Genomic DNA, 15420 nt, shown 5'->3' on the forward strand with positions numbered 1-15420 from the left:
CACTTGCTTCAGATGCTCAATCAAACTCATGGCAAGGTAAGACGAGAAACAACCCCTCTATTCTGTTTTTTCTCTTCTCAATAAACTAGCCCTGCCCTAAAATGGGGGATTTAGGGGGCTTTCAAGAGTGCAGCGATTCAACGATTCACATCTGCATCTAGCAACGCCCTGAACTGAGTCTAAATGGCTCTAAAGACTGTGAATTTAATAAAACCGAAGACTGCGTGGGGTGTGTTGAGCGATGGCGAAACGCACCCTACAAACACCGATGTTATTTAATCCACGATTCTTAGACAACTGAGACTATCAAAGAATGGTGACGACTCAGATTTAGCAGGATTTCTAAGTCGTCACGATGAGTTATAAATTGTCGATCGCCACTGCATCAATCTGTTCAGCAGGGTGAAACTCAAACACTCGCGAGTAAAAGTAAAACTCGCCATCTAATGCTCGTTTGATGTTTTCAGCCTTACGAAAGCCATGCTGTTCTCCTTCAAACAGCACATAGGCAACTGGAATACCTTTGTCTCGCAGCGCCTTGACCATCATCTCGGCTTGGTTGGGCGGCACGATTTTATCTTCATCACCTTGGAAAAAGATCACCGGGCACGCGAGACGATCGACGGCAGTGATCGGCGATCGCGCGTCATACAAATCCTTTTGTTCTGGATAGGCACCGATCAAACTATCCAGATAGCGGGACTCGAATTTGTGGGTGTCTTCTGCAAGTGCCTTCAAATCGCTCACGCCATAATAGCTGGCTCCCGCTTTAAACGTGTTGTGAAAGGTGAGCGCACAGAGAGTGGTGTAGCCGCCTGCACTGCCGCCTGCAATCACTAAGCGATCGCCATCGACGTTGCCTTGTTTTGCCAAATAGTTTGCACCATTGACGCAATCATCGACATCGACGATGCCCCACTGACCGTTTAGCCGCTGCCGATAGGCGCGACCATAGCCTGTGCTGCCTCCATAGTTGACATCCAACACGGCAAACCCGCGACTTGTCCAATATTGAATGCCCAAGCTCAAAGAGGCAGACGTTGATGCAGTCGGACCGCCGTGACTTTTGACTAAGAGCGGTGGACGTTCTTCAGTGGGCGCAGTGTAGTCACGATTTTTAGGCGCATAGTAGAGTGCGTGAGCCGTTAAGCCGTTTTCGGTCGGAAACTCGATCGCGTCAGGAGCCGAGAGATAGCTGGGATCGATCGCTAACTCGCTTGCCCGTTGCAACACCTCAAAGGTTTGGGATGCGAGATCAAATCGCACGATCGCAGACGGTTCTGTCGCTGATCCGCCCACAAACGCGGCTTGATTGTGAGTGACTTGCAATCCTGCAATGCTGGTGTAGGGGCAGGAAATAGAAGCGAGTTCACGAGAGGTCAAATCTAGGGTGGCTAAATGACTGATACCGTTTTGAGTATAGGTGCAGAGAATCCGATCGCGGTCAGCAAACCCATAAGTAGACATCCCAAACACCCACTGCGGCAAGCCGAATTCTGCCTCTAAGGTGAAAACAGCCTCGACTGTACCCTGAGGATGCCACCGATAAAAATTCCACCAGCCTGTGCGATCGCTGATGAAATAAAGCACGCCATCGGGCGACCACTCTGGCTGAAAAATTGATTCGTCTGTGCCGCCTGCAATATGTTGAGGGTCGCTTAAGCTCCCGTCTGGCTGAATTTGAGCCACCCACAAATCGGTGCCATCCCACGGCATATTGGGGTGATTCCACGAAATCCAGGAGAGCCATGTGCCGTCAGGACTGAGACTCGGCGAGGCATAGAAATCATGTCCAGATGCGAGAATCGTCTGCTCGGCTTCGGGTTCGCCAAGCGGAACGGCAACGATCGTGTTAACCGCTTCTTTATCAGCGACGCGATGATCTTCTCGAATGCAAATTAACCGATCGTGGAATGGATCAAGCGTCGCATCTGCATAGCGCAACGATTCAGCCGATGTCAGGGGCACCGGAGCTGCGTTTGCCGATTGACGATAGAGACGCTGATCGGCAAAGTTAGAGAAATAAACCACGCCATCTGCAACCAAAAACGACCCGCCTCCATATTCATGCACACGAGTCCGAGCGTTAAAGGGGGGCGGCGTTCTCTCGGTGGTGCTATCGTCCGATCGCTGCATAATCACACTGCGTCCACCTTCGGCAGGGCGCGACTCGCTCCAATAAATGTCTGAACGATCGAGCTTGATTTGTCCTAGTCCGATCGAGCCAGCCACGATTAAGTCTGAGGTGATGGGCGATTTCCAAGATCCATAAGGGGATTGTGGGGCAATCATAGGGCTTCTCCATAGTCTCTCTTAATAGTTTGTCATGCAGATCGAGAACAAAGAATCTTGCATTGAAATTGATTTATCTTGCCGATTGTCACTTTAGATGCTCGATTAGATGATTTATGTTAGATTTTAGAAGGGTGTTGAATTCGGTTGACAGTTTGTTTTTATGAACGAGCACATCCCCGAATCTAATATCTTTGCAATTTCTGGTTCTGGAGATTTCCTTCGATGTCGATTTATGTTGGTAACCTTTCTTATGAGGTTACACAAGAAGACCTTTCTGCTGTGTTTGCAGAATATGGTGCGGTAAAGCGAGTTCAGCTTCCGACTGATCGCGAAACAGGTCGGATGCGCGGGTTTGGGTTTGTTGAGATGGGCACCGATGCCGAAGAAGATGCAGCGATCGCAGCGTTAGACGGTGCAGAGTGGATGGGTCGTGATTTGAAAGTCAATAAAGCAAAGCCCCGCGAAGATAATCGCGGCGGTGGCGGTGGCAATCGTGGCGGCGGTCGGAGTGGTGGTTTCTCCCAGCGCTACTAAATCAGTTTTTATTGAGTCAGAGACCTTGAACGTTGGGCAACGAAAGCTCATGCGTTCAAGGTCTTTCTAATTGAGAGTTATGAGAGCCAGACTTGAAAACGAGATTGTGTTTTTGCATCACGAAGATGTTCCGCCGTTTAAGAAAGGGGGATCGGTGGTGCGGAATAGTTATTTTTGGGCGCTAAAGTCGATCGCAGGTCGGGCAAGCCGAGAGCGTGATTGGGAATATGAGCCAGATGTGTGGTTAGCGCTGCAACGAATGCTGCTGTCATTTTCTGAATCGGGCTATTTAGGCTTGTCTGAGACAATGTTAGAGTTTCCGGCAGACACCGAGGAGATTCCGGCACTGTTGCGTCCGGTGGCGACGTGGCAGTGAGCGAAAACTATCGCGTGGATCTTGAACGGGGGATCTCGATCGTAAACGTTGTCCCTTCAGGAGATGAGATGCACTTTAAAAGTCCGCCGTGTTTTTCGACGATGATTTGGTAGCTAATCGAGAGTCCAAGTCCGGTGCCTTTGCCAACAGGTTTGGTAGTAAAAAAGGGTTCAAATAACCGACGCTGGACTGATTCGGGCATTCCTGAGCCGTTGTCTGACAGATGAATTTGAATGGTTTTATCTATGATCGCAGTCTGAATCCGAATCGTAGGAGATCGGTGATTTGCTAATGCGTCGATCGCGTTGCTTAAAACGTTCATAAAAACCTGGTTGAGTTGACCCGCATAGCATTCTACTAACGGTAGTTCTCCATAGTCTTTAATCACGGCGATGTCGGAACGATCTGAATCTCCTTTAAGCCGATTTTGCAGAATCAGCAGCGTGCTATCAATGCCGTCGTGAATGTTGACATCTTTAAAATCAGCTTCATCGGTGCGTGAGAAATTTCGCAGTGCCAGCACGATTTGCCGAATCCGATCGGCTCCCATCTTCATTGAGGAGAACAGCTTTGGTAAATCTTGTAAGAGAAAGTCGAGATCGATTTCATTTGATTGGACTTGAATCTCTGGGACTGGATTGAGATAATGCTTTCGATAAAGCTGCAAAAGTTTCAACAAGTCTTGAACGTAGCTATCGGCGTGGTTCACATTGCTGTAGATAAAGTTAACCGGATTGTTGATCTCGTGAGCGACTCCTGCAACCAGTTGCCCTAAGCCAGACATCTTCTCAGTTTGCACGAGTTGCGCCTGGGTTTGTTTCAGTTCTCGAAGCGTAATTTCTAGCTCTTGAGTTTGCTGTCTCAACTGCATTTCTGACAACTGGAGTGCAGATTCTGCTTGTTTTCGCTTAATGCCAAGCGCTAGCTCGCTGGAGATGAACGCCAAAACATCAAGCGTAGAGTCGTTTAGAGAATGTTGAGCAAACATCGCAATCACACCCAGCAATTCATCCTCAACAATCAGAGGATATCCAGCAAAGGCAACCATTCTTTCGCGGTGCGCCCAGGCTTTATCACCCACCCGTGGGTCGTCTAAAACCGCATTTGTGCAGTGGGGCTGACGCTCTGCCGCAATTAAGCCAATCTTGAGTTGACCGACAGGCACTCGACCGTGCGCTCCATTAATGTGAGTATACATCCCTGCACTAGCCTGCAATTCTAAAACGTCTTCCTCTGCGTTCAGTGTCCAAATGCGGACAAAGGCAGCATCGAGATGTTGAACCATAATCTCGGTACATCGTTGCAGCATTTCTTTGAGATCGGTGGTCTTAGTGAGAGAAGAATCGACCTCTGCCCGCAGCGATGAGAGCCGCACCTGTTTTTGAAGTTTTGCTTCGGTGAGTTCTCGATCGCGCAGCACTGCTTGCCGTTCCAAAATTTCTTGGCGCAACTGTTCGACGAGGTGCTGAAGTTCGGCGGTGCGTTCTTCGACGTGCTGTTCGAGAATCACTTTTGCCTGTTGAAGGGCGAGTTCTGACTGCTTGCGATCGGTGATATCGGTTGCCAATCCACCAATGCCATAAAGCTTGCCATCTGCGTCGAGCAAGGGAAATTTAACGACAAGACTTGTGTGTAATCCGTCACCGTGGGGTTCTATTTCTTCGATTTGCAAGAGGGTGCCGCTTGTGAAGACTTGGAGATCGGCGCGTCTAAACTCATCGGCGACTTCTTGAGGAAAGAAGTCATAATCCGTTTTGCCAATCGTGTTAGCGGGATCGAGATTATATTGAGTGTTAAATTTATGATTGGTGAATAAATAGGTGCCACCCGTATGGAGATATTCTTTACTAAAAACGCTGATGTTTGCATTGTTAGTAATGCTCTGCAGAAACTGGTTACTTTTATAGAGTTCCGATTCAATTTGTTTACGCTGAGTGATATCTTCTTTCACTAAAATTAAGCCTCCAACTTTGCCCGTGTGGTCGCGCCAAGGCTGAACTTTTGTTCTTAACCAAACGGTGCGATCGCCGCGCTGCAACTGGTCTTCAATGCAGGCTTCGGTTGCGTTGTCCAAACATTCTTGATGAGTGGCTTTCCAAGAGTCTGGAAGGGTTGGAAAAATCTCATAGTGCGATCGCCCTAAAATGGTTTGATGGTCAACTCCACAGTCTTGCGACCAGCGTTGGCTGACGAGCAAATAACGCATCTCGCGATCGAGCATGGCGATCGCGTTGGGGGTTTGTTCGATCAGTAGCTGAAGCAATTCGGGCTTGATGGAGGCAGACTCAACAGAACAACTTTCGAGCATTACAGCGATCGAGGTGAGGTAATTTACTTAGAGCGAGAGTTCCCGAAGTGGCTCGATCGTTAACTCTACTGATTAGTAAATACCATATTTAGTTTTTCTTCTAACAGTCAATTTTTTGTTACAATCACAGTCTTCAGATTTCCTTTCCTGTTGACTTAACAATTCTTGGTCAAATCCAACCTCTTCCTCTAGAGTATGGAAGCGCTAAAAATGAATGTCTGATGACCGAACAGAGATCTGCTGAGAAACACCTGATTATTTTTACTCGCTACCCAGAGCCAGGGCAGGCAAAAACTCGACTGATTCCAGCATTGGGCGCAGAAGGAGCCGCCGCCCTGCACCGCAAAATGGCAGAACATACGATGTCACAGGCAAGACTTCTCCGAGGCGACGCTGTAGACATTGAAGTGCGATTTGCAGGCGGCGATCGTGCTCAGATGCAAACCTGGCTAGGCTCTGATTTAGACTATCACCCTCAAAGCGCTGGAGACTTGGGCGATCGGATGTCTGACGCATTTCAGTCTGCCTTCGATCGAGGCGCAAAACGGGTCGTCACGATCGGGACTGATTGCCCTGATCTCAACCATTCTCTATTAACGACAGCATTCCAAACATTAGTTACTAATGATTTGGTGATCGGTTCTGCAACGGATGGAGGCTACTATCTAATTGGATTGCGCTACATGATTCCAGATCTATTCCAAAACATTACTTGGAGCACTTCTATTGTCTATCAGCAAACAATCGCCATTGCAGAGAAACTAAAATTATCCGTTGCGAATCTGCCGATGTTAAGTGATGTCGATCGTCCTGAAGATTTGGAGAAACTTTAGATTCTGTGATCGAACTAATCTCTGTTGTGATTCCCGTTCTCAACGAAGCGCACCAGCTTTCTAAAATTCTGCACATTCTGAAACACGCCTCTGATGTAGAAATCATTGTTGTCGATGGTGGTAGCTACGATCAGACGCGAGAGATCGCAGCCGCAGCCGGAGTGACTGTGATTCAATCTGAGATCGGACGTGCCCATCAGATGAATGCAGGCGCAGCCCAAGCAACGGGCGATATCCTGCTCTTTCTTCACGCTGACACTCAGTTACCTAGAGGATTTGACACTACAGTTCGCCACACGCTGAGTCAGCCAAACGTCATTGCCGGAGCGTTTCGCCTCAGCATCGACGCTTCCTCCTGGAAATTACGTCTGATTGAATGGGGCGTGAATGCGCGATCGCGACATCTGCAAATGCCCTACGGCGACCAGGCGATTTTTCTCAAAGCCACGACCTTCCGCGCCCTTGGAGGATTTCCCATCTTGCCAATTATGGAAGATTTTGAGCTAGTGAGGCAACTCAAACAGCGGGGAAGAATCGCGATCGCGCCTACTGCTGTGATCACCTCTGGGCGACGCTGGCAAACATTAGGCGTAGTCAAAACGACTCTGATCAATCAACTCGTGATTTTGACCTATTTTTTAGGCGTGTCTCCCGATCGCATCGCTCACTGGTATCGAAGCGGCATGAAACGCATCCGAAAATGACTGCGATCAAAGCGTCGATTCGCAGAATTCATTAAACTGAAGCAAACCGCAATCATTCTATCCAACGCTTATGGCAGTTCGTAAAGACACGATTTTTGAACAATATCTGGCACCGATCGCTCGCCTCTTGATCGACGAACCCGCCCTGCGACGATTTTATGAAAGCATCGACTGGCAAACCGAGAGCGATCGCTTCCGAGATCCGCAACTCACCTATCCCGATTACTACAGCAGTCAACATTTCCACAGCATCGAAAACGGCTATCTCAACATCAGTGCTGCGGTGTCTTACGACCCAATCACACAATATGCGTTGCCTCCCAATGAATCTTGGGTGCGTCAGAGCTTAATCGACGCAATTCAAGCCAAACCTCGTCGCATTCTCGACTTGGGCTGCGGCACAGGCTCCACCACGCTTTTGCTCAAACAAGCCTTTCCTGACGCTGAAGTCATCGGCATTGACTTGTCTCCTTATATGCTCGTCGTCGCCGATCACAAAGCTACCCAAGCAGGGCTAAAGATTGAATGGCAGCAGGGCAACGCCGAACGAACCCGCTTTCCCGATGCTTCCTTCGATCTCGTCACTGCATCGCTGTTATTTCACGAAACGCCGCCCGCGATCGCTGCCACGATTCTCCAAGAAAGCTATCGCCTCCTCACTCCTGGCGGTGAAGTCTTAATTTTGGATGGCAATCAAAAGACCCTCAGACAGACCGAGTGGCTGACCCAAATCTTTGAAGAACCCTACATTCAAGCCTATGCAACGGGCAGCATTGATGCCTGGATGGGCGCAGCGGGCTTTGGTGCAATTCAGACTCAAGACTTTTGGTGGATTCATCAAGTGTCTCGCGGCGTAAAACCTTTGTTGGGTCAGCGAGTTCAACCTAAACCGTTTGCTCAAGAAATGGAAGATGGACAATGGGCGACCAGCTAGAACTTAAGCCCGATCGTTCCCCCCAATCTCTTGCCGCAACTGCCGCAAAACTTGACTCGTGCCTTCCTGTAGAGCTTGCTGAACGCGATCGGGAATGAGTTGTGTAATCGGCAAATCAGGAAACACAAGACTGGTAGGTGACTCTTGATATTCGCCGTCGTTGAGTAGATTGATTTTCAGCTTGCCTTTGTTGTAAATCCAGACTTCTGGGACCTGGATTCCAGCGTAAGCTTCTAGCGTGGTTTTTGAGGTGACATCGGCTTCGATCGCTAAGTCGGGCGGCGGATACACGTCTAGATTCATCGACATCATGCACTCTCGCACTCGTTTTGCGTTTTCTCCAATATAAAAACAGGTGTCGGGTTCCAATCCAGCTTGCTTTTTTTTGCGTCGGAAGGTCGTCGAGCCAAAATCTTCCCAATCTAAATTTCGAGCATCTAGCAGAATGGTGACGATGCGCCCAATGATCCGGTTCGGGCGTTCGTGGGCAGGTAAAGGTGACACAATTTCTAGCACTCCATTGCTGTAGGCGATGCGGGCACTTCGCTTTTCGCCCAATTCTTCTAAAATGGCTTCAAATTTCTCCCAGGTGATGTCTGTAATGGTCAAGACGCTGCCGGGTTCAAGCACAATGTTTTTGATGGGAATTGTGACTGGCGTTACGATTTGAGTGGTCATTGCTAAAACCTCGATCGCTCGACAAAAATTTGCCTACATCGGTAATCCTAACGCTTTGGCAATCAGGGGCAGCAGTTTGCTAGAGGCTTCTGCGAGTTTGGCGGTGTCGGGGAGGTTGGCGATCGTGCCTTTCAAAAAAATCATTGCTTTCTCGCCGAGGGATTTTTTCTTTCTATGGGATTTTCAAGTTCCCATAAGGGCACGATCGAGCTTTACAGCGTCCGACCAACAGACTTGGTGCAGAACGGTTTGTTTTTGTTTGGTGTGGTTGAAGTTAGTGCTTTTGAGAATGGCTTTAGTAAAGTCTACGTCAGTGAGGTCAGCGCCGCAGAAGGAAGTGCCACCGATCGCGCCGAAGGCAACTCCAATCGTCCGAACCAAGGCAAATTTTTCATCGCTTTTTGACGATCGCCAAGCCACATAAATACTCAGTAACGCGCCAGCGACAGCGCCAGCGACAGCGCCAGCGACAGCGACAGCAACAGCGACAGCGACAGCGACAGCGACAGCGACAGCGACACCGACAGCGACACCGACAGCGACACCGACAGCGACAGCAACAGCGACAGCGACACCGACAGCGACAGCAACAGCGACAGCGACAGCGACAGCGACAGCTATTGTTCCAAACGCTTTAGTAGTTAAACCTTGAAGGGCGATCGCATAAAACACAACCACAAGCATAGCTACAACAGCGATGCCAGGAAAAATAGTGCTGGATTGAATGAAATCCGGTGTAAAGAAGTATGCGACGATAATGCCATTGAATAGGACTGCAACAAAGTTAAAAATAATGGAGAGCAGTAATGAGACAATCAACTGAAAAATTAGCCATCGCCTTTGCAATCCTGCTTTTGCCCCCGTAAAATTTGCCCCTTTCAAAATCGCGTTGCTAAAATTTGCCCCTCGGATATCTGCGTGCGAAAAATTTGCCCCCGTCAGATCTTGCCCTCTAAAGTTACGTCCTCGCAGATTTTGACCAGAGAAATCCATAGGAAAGAGGGCTAAGTGGGTTTACGCAACCAGTATAGAAAAATAAAAACAAATCCGGTAGCTTTTCCTGAGATTGGGGCAAGAGATCCTACCGTCTACACACCACTCTTTCGATTCGTTATGGCTGAGACCTTCGCCCCCTAAATCCCCCAAATTTGGGGGACTTTGAGCCAAGACTTGCGGTTTCAAAGTCCCCCAAAATGGGGGATTTAGGGGGCAAAAGCTGACTGAAACGAAGCGATCAACGACTTGTGTGTACACGGTAGGGAAAGAGATCAGGGGTTTGAGCCGATCGCTTCTCTCCTCCTGGTAAAGTGGAAGCAGTCTTTTTCATTTCTTCATGGCGCTCAAAGCAGTTCTTTTCGATTTCAACGGCGTGATCATCAACGACGAACCGCTTCACGAAAAGCTGATTGAGCAACTTCTGATCGAGGAAAATCTTCGTCCCAAGCCCGGAGAATTTCGGGAGATGTGTTTAGGGCGAAGCGATCGAGCCTGTCTCTCTGCTCTGCTAGAAAGTCGCGGTAGAGTGGTCAGCGATCGCTATCTCGATGACCTGATCGGTCGCAAAGCCAAAGCCTATGTGCAGCAGATCTCAGCGCTAGAAACGCTACCGACTTATCTGGGGCTAGACGATTTTATCTTTAATCTTCGGGCGACTCCCTGTAAGTTAGCGATCGTCAGTGGTGCCAGCCTAAGCGAAATCGAGCTTGTCTTAGAACGATGCCAACTGCGGCAATATTTCACGACGATCGTGTCGAGCAATGATATCGCCGTGAGTAAGCCCGAACCCGATGGTTATCTTCTAGTAGTCGAGCGTTTAAATCAAGCCTTCCCTGATCTCAATCTGCATCCTGCTGAATGTTTAGCGATCGAAGACACCTTCGCGGGCATTGCCGCTGCAAAACGAGCAGGCATTCCGGTGGTTGGGGTTGCCAACACTTATCCATTCCATATGCTGCAGCGCTGTGCCAACTGGACGGTGGACTATCTCTCAGATTTAGAACTCGATCGAGTTCAACACGTTTTTTCTAAGGAAAATATTGATTCTGCAAGCTAATTTCAAGATGGTAAACTATCAGAACTAGGGGAGTTAGCTCAGTTGGTAGAGCGCTGCGATCGCACCGCAGAGGTCAGGGGTTCGATTCCCCTATTCTCCATTTGTTGTTGTCCTTTGAGTTACATCCCAAGACAGTTGAATTGGATAGACCTCCTGCGCGAATGCTAAAACGCACTTACCCTAGCCCTTCCCCCAAGATTGGGAGAGATTTAGGATAAGGACTGATTCATGCGGGAGGTCTGATGAGCTTTCGCCATTTGCGTCGATCTATGACTGGACAACGCAATGTCTAAATAAGGGAAATGCTAGTTCAGCAAATCAAAGGTTGCGTGGCTTACCGACGCGTTCTTCAGAGAGCTTTCGATAGGCATCTTGAGCGGCAGGCTTTACTTTGTCCCACGCTAGACCCGTTTTCCCGTGGGTTTTCACATATTCGCTTTGCAGCTCAGGTTCGATCTCGTCAAAAGCCCTCTCAGTATGACCATGACGAGAGAACGCATCAAAGCCAGTTTGATAAGCTGGGGCGTAATCTTCGTAGGTTCGACCTGGCTCAATGTAAGGGCGAGAGGTGTGATGGGTGCGCCAATGTTCATGTTCAACGCTGGCATCAATGACTTCAGCCGTTTCTTTGCCCAATAGACCGCCACTGACTGCCCCGATCGTGGCTCCCACGACTGCCCCAATCGGACCTCCCACAACTCCTCCGACGATCGTCCCGATCGTGCCTGCACCCGCTGCACCGAGTCCCGTTTCGACAGGGTGAGCACCGGGTTCACCCGTCAGCGGGTCGGGGTGTGAAGTAGATTCGCTCAAAGGTTTTTGGGAATCGTTCATGATTAGAACTCCTAGCTAATGACTGGTAAATGGATAGTGTAAGAGAGTTGTAAGCTTTTGAAACTATATACTCTGGTACTTAACTGCTGGGGTTAGAGTAGCAGTAACACATAACACCTATTAGATCTCCTACGTGAATACTTCGCCCTCGCCCTAGCCCTCTCCCCAAGGAGAGGGAACAAGAGATTCTAGCTCCCTTCTCCCTAGGAAGAAGGGTTAGGAGTGAGGGCTGTCCAGATTCACGCGGCATGTTTATTGTTTATTAGTCCTTTTTTAAGCAGAAGTTTCATCCGCATTTAGGTGAGTCTCGTCTATGCCTAAAGAAGCAGGCGCAGCTAACCGCAGACTATAAGATCCAAGAATTTATAGATAAGCGGTTGTGTGAGAGCGTTGGATATCGGACTTCAGGTCAGCTAAACAGTAAGGTCAGAGCGACTTCTGAAAGTCATAATTGATTTATCAGAACAAATTGGATAGAAGTAAACGTAGCAATGTCGTTAACGATGATCTGATGACTGACCAACTATCTGCTACTCAATATCCCATCGAAGAGGTGCTGCGCCAGCGCTGGAGTCCGATCGCCTTCTCAGATCAAGCCGTAGAGCCAGAAAAATTGCGGAGTGTATTAGAAGGGGCGCGATGGGCAGCGTCTTCTTATAATGAGCAGCCGTGGAGCTATATTGTGGCGACTCAAGACAATCCCGATGAGTTTAGCCGTCTGTTAGAATGCCTTGCAGAAGGAAATCAAGTCTGGGCAAAGAATGCCCCGGTGCTAATGCTGTCGGTGGCAAAACTAACCTTTACGTTCAACGGTGTAGAAAACCGTCATGCGTTTCACGATGTGGGTGCAGCCTCTGCTAATCTCGCGATCGAGGCAGCCGCTCAGGGACTATTTATTCACCAAATGGCAGGATTTGATGTCCCCAAAGCCAAAGAGACTTACGGCATTCCTGATGGCTATGATCCAGTCGCCGCGATCGCGCTAGGTTATCTCGGAGATCCACAAATTCTGTCTGAATCGATGCAGCAGCGTCAGTCAGCGCCGCGCACTCGCAAACCTCTAGACCAGTTTGTCTTTACGGGTCATTGGAGTCAGACTTCATCGATCGTCCACTAACAGTTTTGGCGTTGCTGAATGCAGATATCAAATTCCCTCCTCACGAAGTGGGGCGAAGCCCTCGCCAACCCTTCTCCCTGGGGAGAAGGGAGCCAGAACTTTTGTCCCCTCTCCATTAGGGAGAGGGCTAGGGTGAGGGTAAACTCTGTGCTTCATAGATCCATTCAGCAACGTCTGCCACACTTTTAGAAGCTTATAGAAATGGGTCGATCGCTGTCGTTTACTCTACTCAAATGGCTGATTCGCTGGCAGTTTCCGTCAGTGCCGCGACTGACGACGGTGCAGCTTGCTCAAACATTGGAGAAGTCTGCTCCTGTGCTGCTTGATGCCCGGACTGAAGAAGAGTATGCAGTTAGCCATCTCGATCGAGCGCAACTCATTTCACCTAATTCTGATGGGACATTGCCGGAATCTCTGAGAGAGATAGCAAAAGATGCGCCGATCGTGGTCTACTGTTCGGTTGGCTATCGAAGTGCCAAGGCTGCTCAACAGATAATGCAAGCTGGATTTTGTCAGGTTTTTAATCTAGAAGGTGGGCTGTTTGAGTGGGCAAACGAAGGACGATCGATGGTGAGAGACGGTCAACCTACCTCATCAGTTCACCCTTATAATGCGACGTGGGGAAAACTGGTGAACGATCGGGCGAACCAATGACGGATATCCCTGAGAGACGCTATGAACTGGACTGGCTGAGAGTTTTAGCAGTGCTGCTCCTCCTTTATTTCCACACTGCCGCCATTTTTTATCCAGGCGGTCTGGGAGTATTTTATGTCACAAATGCGGTCACAAGTCCGGCGATCGGGCTTTTCATCTCATTCGTGCATCAGTGGCACATGCCGCTTTTTTTCTTTTTGTCAGGAGCCGCTACCTGGTTTTCTCTGGAGGTTAGAACTGCCAGTCAGTATGTCATAGAGCGATTTCAGCGATTGTTCATTCCTTTTTTGTTTGGCGTATTAGTGTTAGTTCCGCCGCAGGTTTATTGTCACTTATTGACGACTTCAGGCTATAAAAAATCTTATCTTCAGTTTTATCCACAGTTCTTTAATGGCATTCGTCCAGCCGGAAATTTTGAATGGGCGCACCTGTGGTTTATTGTTTACTTACTGGTGTTCTCTCTGGTTGCCTTACCCATTTTTATTTATTTGCGACAACCGTCTGGACAACCTTTGTGTAAGTGGTTTGCGACGACGCTCGATCGAGCAAGATTCCTCATCTATCCGGCTCTGCTTTTGGCAGCGATCGAAGGACTGTTTCGCCCTAGATGGATTGGCTTTCAAAATCTCTATGATGATTGGGCAAATGTGTTGCTTTATCTCACTTATTTTGTCTATGGCTATATCTTTTGTAGCGATCGACGGTTTGGGCAGAGTCTCGATCGTCAAGAGGTTTGGGTGACAGGGTTGGCGATCGTAGGAATGTCAATCTTGCTAGGACTTTGGATCACGAACACGGTTCCCGATCGCAGCTATTCTCCTGAATATGTGCTGTATCAGATGTTTCGGGGCTTCAATTCTTGGTGGTGGGTGATAGCAATTTTGAGTTTAGCCAGATCTCACCTAAACTTCAAAAGTCGTTTGCTGCAATACACAAATGAGGCATCTTATCCGTTTTATATTCTTCATCAAAGCGTAGTCGTTATCATTGGGTTTTACGTGATTCAGTGGAATATTGGGGTGTTAGAGAAGTTTATTGTGATCAGTACAGGGTCGCTGCTCGGCACGATCGGGTTATATGAACTATTGGTTAGACGATTTAATATTCCTCGGTTTTTGTTTGGGTTAAAGTCGATTCCATCTCAACAGAACTAAGCGTCATGTCTAGCGTTTCAATTGTCATTCCGACTTTAAATGAAGCAAGCAGTTTGAAACGGACGCTACGCCAACTCGCTATCTTAGATCCGCCTGCTTTAGAAGTATTGGTCGTTGATGGCGGGAGTCAAGATCAGACGGTGGCGATCGCGCAGTCTACTGGAGTGCAGGTTCTTTTGTGCGATCGGGCTGGGCGTTCTGTCCAAATGAATTGTGGTGCAACCGTCGCAAAGGGTGACATTCTTTGCTTCCTGCACGCTGATACTTGCGTGCCCGACGATTTAGTTGCCGTGATTGAGCAAACGTTGACAGACGAAACGATCGCCTGTGGTGGATTTATCTCTTTGATGTCGGGGGCGCAAACAACTCGTTGGGGCATTTCACTGCACAATTACTTAAAAACTTACTATGCTCCTCTCTTATTCAAACCGCACTTATTCTTGAAGGGATTGCGTCTCTTGTTTGGCGATCAGGTGATGTTTTGCCGCCGATCGGACTTCTGGGGCTGTGGCGGCTTCAATGAAGCGCTCCCAATTATGGAAGACGGAGATCTATGTCTTCGATTAGCCAAAAAAGGACGAATTTGTCAGGTCAATCGCGTGGTGCAAAGCTCCGATCGACGAGTTGCCCGGTGGGGAAGTTTGAAAGCGACCACCATTTATCTCTACATCGGCATTTTGTGGGGATTGAGCGTTTCGCCTGCCTATCTCAAACGATTCTATGAAGACATCCGATAGTTCAATCTTGATTAAAATTAAACTCGTGCGCCAACTCCCACGGACCGCCTTTATAGTGCCAGAGCAGAAGTCCTTCCCCATATGCATCAAGCAGGGTGGTTTCAAGTTAGCCAGCGAAAAACCTGATGGACTTGATTGGCTAGATGACGAATGCAATCTGGGAGAGTACGGCAACCCAAACGACGGGCAAGGGTAATCAGGAACGAATT

General features: G+C 48.6%; 15 protein-coding genes and 1 tRNA gene. 11 read left to right on the plus strand and 5 right to left on the minus strand.

Annotated elements, in window-relative coordinates:
- Positions 1 to 360: 360 nt before the first annotated feature.
- Positions 361 to 2292, minus strand: coding sequence for a S9 family peptidase (locus A8707_RS23595; protein WP_068819627.1), 1932 nt, complete (start codon positions 2290 to 2292; stop codon positions 361 to 363).
- A 225-nt stretch (positions 2293 to 2517) separates the two neighbouring features.
- Here A8707_RS23595 and A8707_RS23600 point away from each other — a divergent pair, with 225 nt between their 5' ends.
- Entirely contained in the window at positions 2518 to 2829 is a 312-nt protein-coding gene (locus A8707_RS23600) for an RNA recognition motif domain-containing protein (protein ID WP_068819628.1), read from the plus strand.
- Between the two features lie 79 nt (positions 2830 to 2908).
- Positions 2909 to 3205 carry a hypothetical protein gene (locus A8707_RS23605; RefSeq protein WP_068819629.1) on the plus strand — a complete coding sequence of 99 codons (297 nt, stop codon included), beginning with the start codon at positions 2909 to 2911 and terminating at the stop codon, positions 3203 to 3205.
- Positions 3206 to 3212: 7 nt separating this feature from the next.
- On the opposite strand, the gene A8707_RS23610 is transcribed toward A8707_RS23605, so the two are convergent.
- Complete coding sequence (locus tag A8707_RS23610; RefSeq protein WP_068819630.1) at positions 3213 to 5513, minus strand: PAS domain-containing sensor histidine kinase; 2301 nt, start codon at positions 5511 to 5513, stop codon at positions 3213 to 3215.
- 221 nt (positions 5514 to 5734) lie between these two features.
- Here A8707_RS23610 and A8707_RS23615 point away from each other — a divergent pair, with 221 nt between their 5' ends.
- From A8707_RS23615 to A8707_RS23625, 3 genes are all read left to right on the plus strand, one after another.
- On the plus strand, positions 5735 to 6346 hold the full coding sequence (locus tag A8707_RS23615) for a TIGR04282 family arsenosugar biosynthesis glycosyltransferase (protein ID WP_068819631.1): 612 nt from the start codon (positions 5735 to 5737) through the stop codon (positions 6344 to 6346).
- Positions 6347 to 6351: 5 nt separating this feature from the next.
- A complete protein-coding gene (locus A8707_RS23620; protein ID WP_068819632.1) occupies positions 6352 to 7050 on the plus strand; it encodes a TIGR04283 family arsenosugar biosynthesis glycosyltransferase in 699 nt (232 codons plus the stop codon).
- A 70-nt stretch (positions 7051 to 7120) separates the two neighbouring features.
- A complete protein-coding gene (locus A8707_RS23625) occupies positions 7121 to 7984 on the plus strand; it encodes a class I SAM-dependent methyltransferase (RefSeq protein WP_068819633.1) in 864 nt (287 codons plus the stop codon).
- Positions 7985 to 7987: 3 nt separating this feature from the next.
- Here A8707_RS23625 and A8707_RS23630 read toward each other — a convergent pair whose 3' ends face one another.
- Positions 7988 to 8662: a Uma2 family endonuclease gene (locus tag A8707_RS23630; RefSeq protein ID WP_068819634.1), complete on the minus strand. Its 675-nt coding sequence runs from the start codon at positions 8660 to 8662 to the stop codon at positions 7988 to 7990.
- Between the two features lie 183 nt (positions 8663 to 8845).
- Positions 8846 to 9655, minus strand: coding sequence for a pentapeptide repeat-containing protein (locus tag A8707_RS27700; protein WP_068819635.1), 810 nt, complete (start codon positions 9653 to 9655; stop codon positions 8846 to 8848).
- 340 nt (positions 9656 to 9995) lie between these two features.
- Here A8707_RS27700 and A8707_RS23640 point away from each other — a divergent pair, with 340 nt between their 5' ends.
- Together A8707_RS23640 and A8707_RS23645 are read left to right on the plus strand one after the other, a co-directional pair.
- The gene (locus A8707_RS23640; RefSeq protein ID WP_068819636.1) at positions 9996 to 10715 is read left to right on the plus strand and encodes an HAD family hydrolase; all 720 of its coding nucleotides are present in this window, start codon (positions 9996 to 9998) and stop codon (positions 10713 to 10715) included.
- 27 nt (positions 10716 to 10742) lie between these two features.
- Positions 10743 to 10815: transfer RNA gene (locus tag A8707_RS23645), tRNA-Ala, on the plus strand.
- A 218-nt stretch (positions 10816 to 11033) separates the two neighbouring features.
- On the opposite strand, the gene A8707_RS23650 is transcribed toward A8707_RS23645, so the two are convergent.
- The gene (locus tag A8707_RS23650; RefSeq protein WP_068819637.1) at positions 11034 to 11549 is read right to left on the minus strand and encodes a hypothetical protein; all 516 of its coding nucleotides are present in this window, start codon (positions 11547 to 11549) and stop codon (positions 11034 to 11036) included.
- Between the two features lie 511 nt (positions 11550 to 12060).
- On the opposite strand from A8707_RS23650, the gene A8707_RS23655 reads away from it, so the two are divergent.
- From A8707_RS23655 to A8707_RS23670, 4 genes are all read left to right on the plus strand, one after another.
- Complete coding sequence (locus A8707_RS23655; protein ID WP_068819642.1) at positions 12061 to 12666, plus strand: nitroreductase family protein; 606 nt, start codon at positions 12061 to 12063, stop codon at positions 12664 to 12666.
- A gap of 201 nt (positions 12667 to 12867) precedes the next feature.
- Complete coding sequence (locus A8707_RS23660; RefSeq protein ID WP_068819638.1) at positions 12868 to 13320, plus strand: rhodanese-like domain-containing protein; 453 nt, start codon at positions 12868 to 12870, stop codon at positions 13318 to 13320.
- Positions 13284 to 14474 carry an acyltransferase family protein gene (locus tag A8707_RS23665; protein ID WP_231948421.1) on the plus strand — a complete coding sequence of 397 codons (1191 nt, stop codon included), beginning with the start codon at positions 13284 to 13286 and terminating at the stop codon, positions 14472 to 14474. Before A8707_RS23660 ends, A8707_RS23665 begins: the two co-directional genes overlap by 37 nt.
- Positions 14475 to 14479: 5 nt before the next feature.
- Positions 14480 to 15211: a TIGR04283 family arsenosugar biosynthesis glycosyltransferase gene (locus A8707_RS23670; RefSeq protein WP_068819640.1), complete on the plus strand. Its 732-nt coding sequence runs from the start codon at positions 14480 to 14482 to the stop codon at positions 15209 to 15211.
- Positions 15212 to 15420: the final 209 nt, after the last annotated feature.

It is taken from the genome of Phormidesmis priestleyi BC1401, from assembly GCF_001650195.1.
GTDB classification, from domain to species: domain Bacteria; phylum Cyanobacteriota; class Cyanobacteriia; order Leptolyngbyales; family Leptolyngbyaceae; genus Phormidesmis_A; species Phormidesmis_A priestleyi_B.

Excerpts from the sequence above, each read along its gene's own strand:
- A8707_RS23595 (WP_068819627.1), bottom strand. The coding sequence starts at position 2,292 with ATGATTGCCCCACAATCCCCTTATGGATCTTGGAAATCGCCCATCACC.
- A8707_RS23600 (WP_068819628.1), top strand. The coding sequence starts at position 2,518 with ATGTCGATTTATGTTGGTAACCTTTCTTATGAGGTTACACAAGAAGAC.
- A8707_RS23605 (WP_068819629.1), top strand. The coding sequence starts at position 2,909 with ATGAGAGCCAGACTTGAAAACGAGATTGTGTTTTTGCATCACGAAGAT.
- A8707_RS23610 (WP_068819630.1), bottom strand. The coding sequence starts at position 5,513 with ATGCTCGAAAGTTGTTCTGTTGAGTCTGCCTCCATCAAGCCCGAATTG.
- A8707_RS23615 (WP_068819631.1), top strand. The coding sequence starts at position 5,735 with ATGACCGAACAGAGATCTGCTGAGAAACACCTGATTATTTTTACTCGC.
- A8707_RS23625 (WP_068819633.1), top strand. The coding sequence starts at position 7,121 with ATGGCAGTTCGTAAAGACACGATTTTTGAACAATATCTGGCACCGATC.
- A8707_RS23630 (WP_068819634.1), bottom strand. The coding sequence starts at position 8,662 with ATGACCACTCAAATCGTAACGCCAGTCACAATTCCCATCAAAAACATT.
- A8707_RS27700 (WP_068819635.1), bottom strand. The coding sequence starts at position 9,655 with ATGGATTTCTCTGGTCAAAATCTGCGAGGACGTAACTTTAGAGGGCAA.
- A8707_RS23640 (WP_068819636.1), top strand. The coding sequence starts at position 9,996 with ATGGCGCTCAAAGCAGTTCTTTTCGATTTCAACGGCGTGATCATCAAC.
- A8707_RS23650 (WP_068819637.1), bottom strand. The coding sequence starts at position 11,549 with ATGAACGATTCCCAAAAACCTTTGAGCGAATCTACTTCACACCCCGAC.
- A8707_RS23655 (WP_068819642.1), top strand. The coding sequence starts at position 12,061 with ATGACTGACCAACTATCTGCTACTCAATATCCCATCGAAGAGGTGCTG.
- A8707_RS23660 (WP_068819638.1), top strand. The coding sequence starts at position 12,868 with ATGGGTCGATCGCTGTCGTTTACTCTACTCAAATGGCTGATTCGCTGG.
- A8707_RS23670 (WP_068819640.1), top strand. The coding sequence starts at position 14,480 with ATGTCTAGCGTTTCAATTGTCATTCCGACTTTAAATGAAGCAAGCAGT.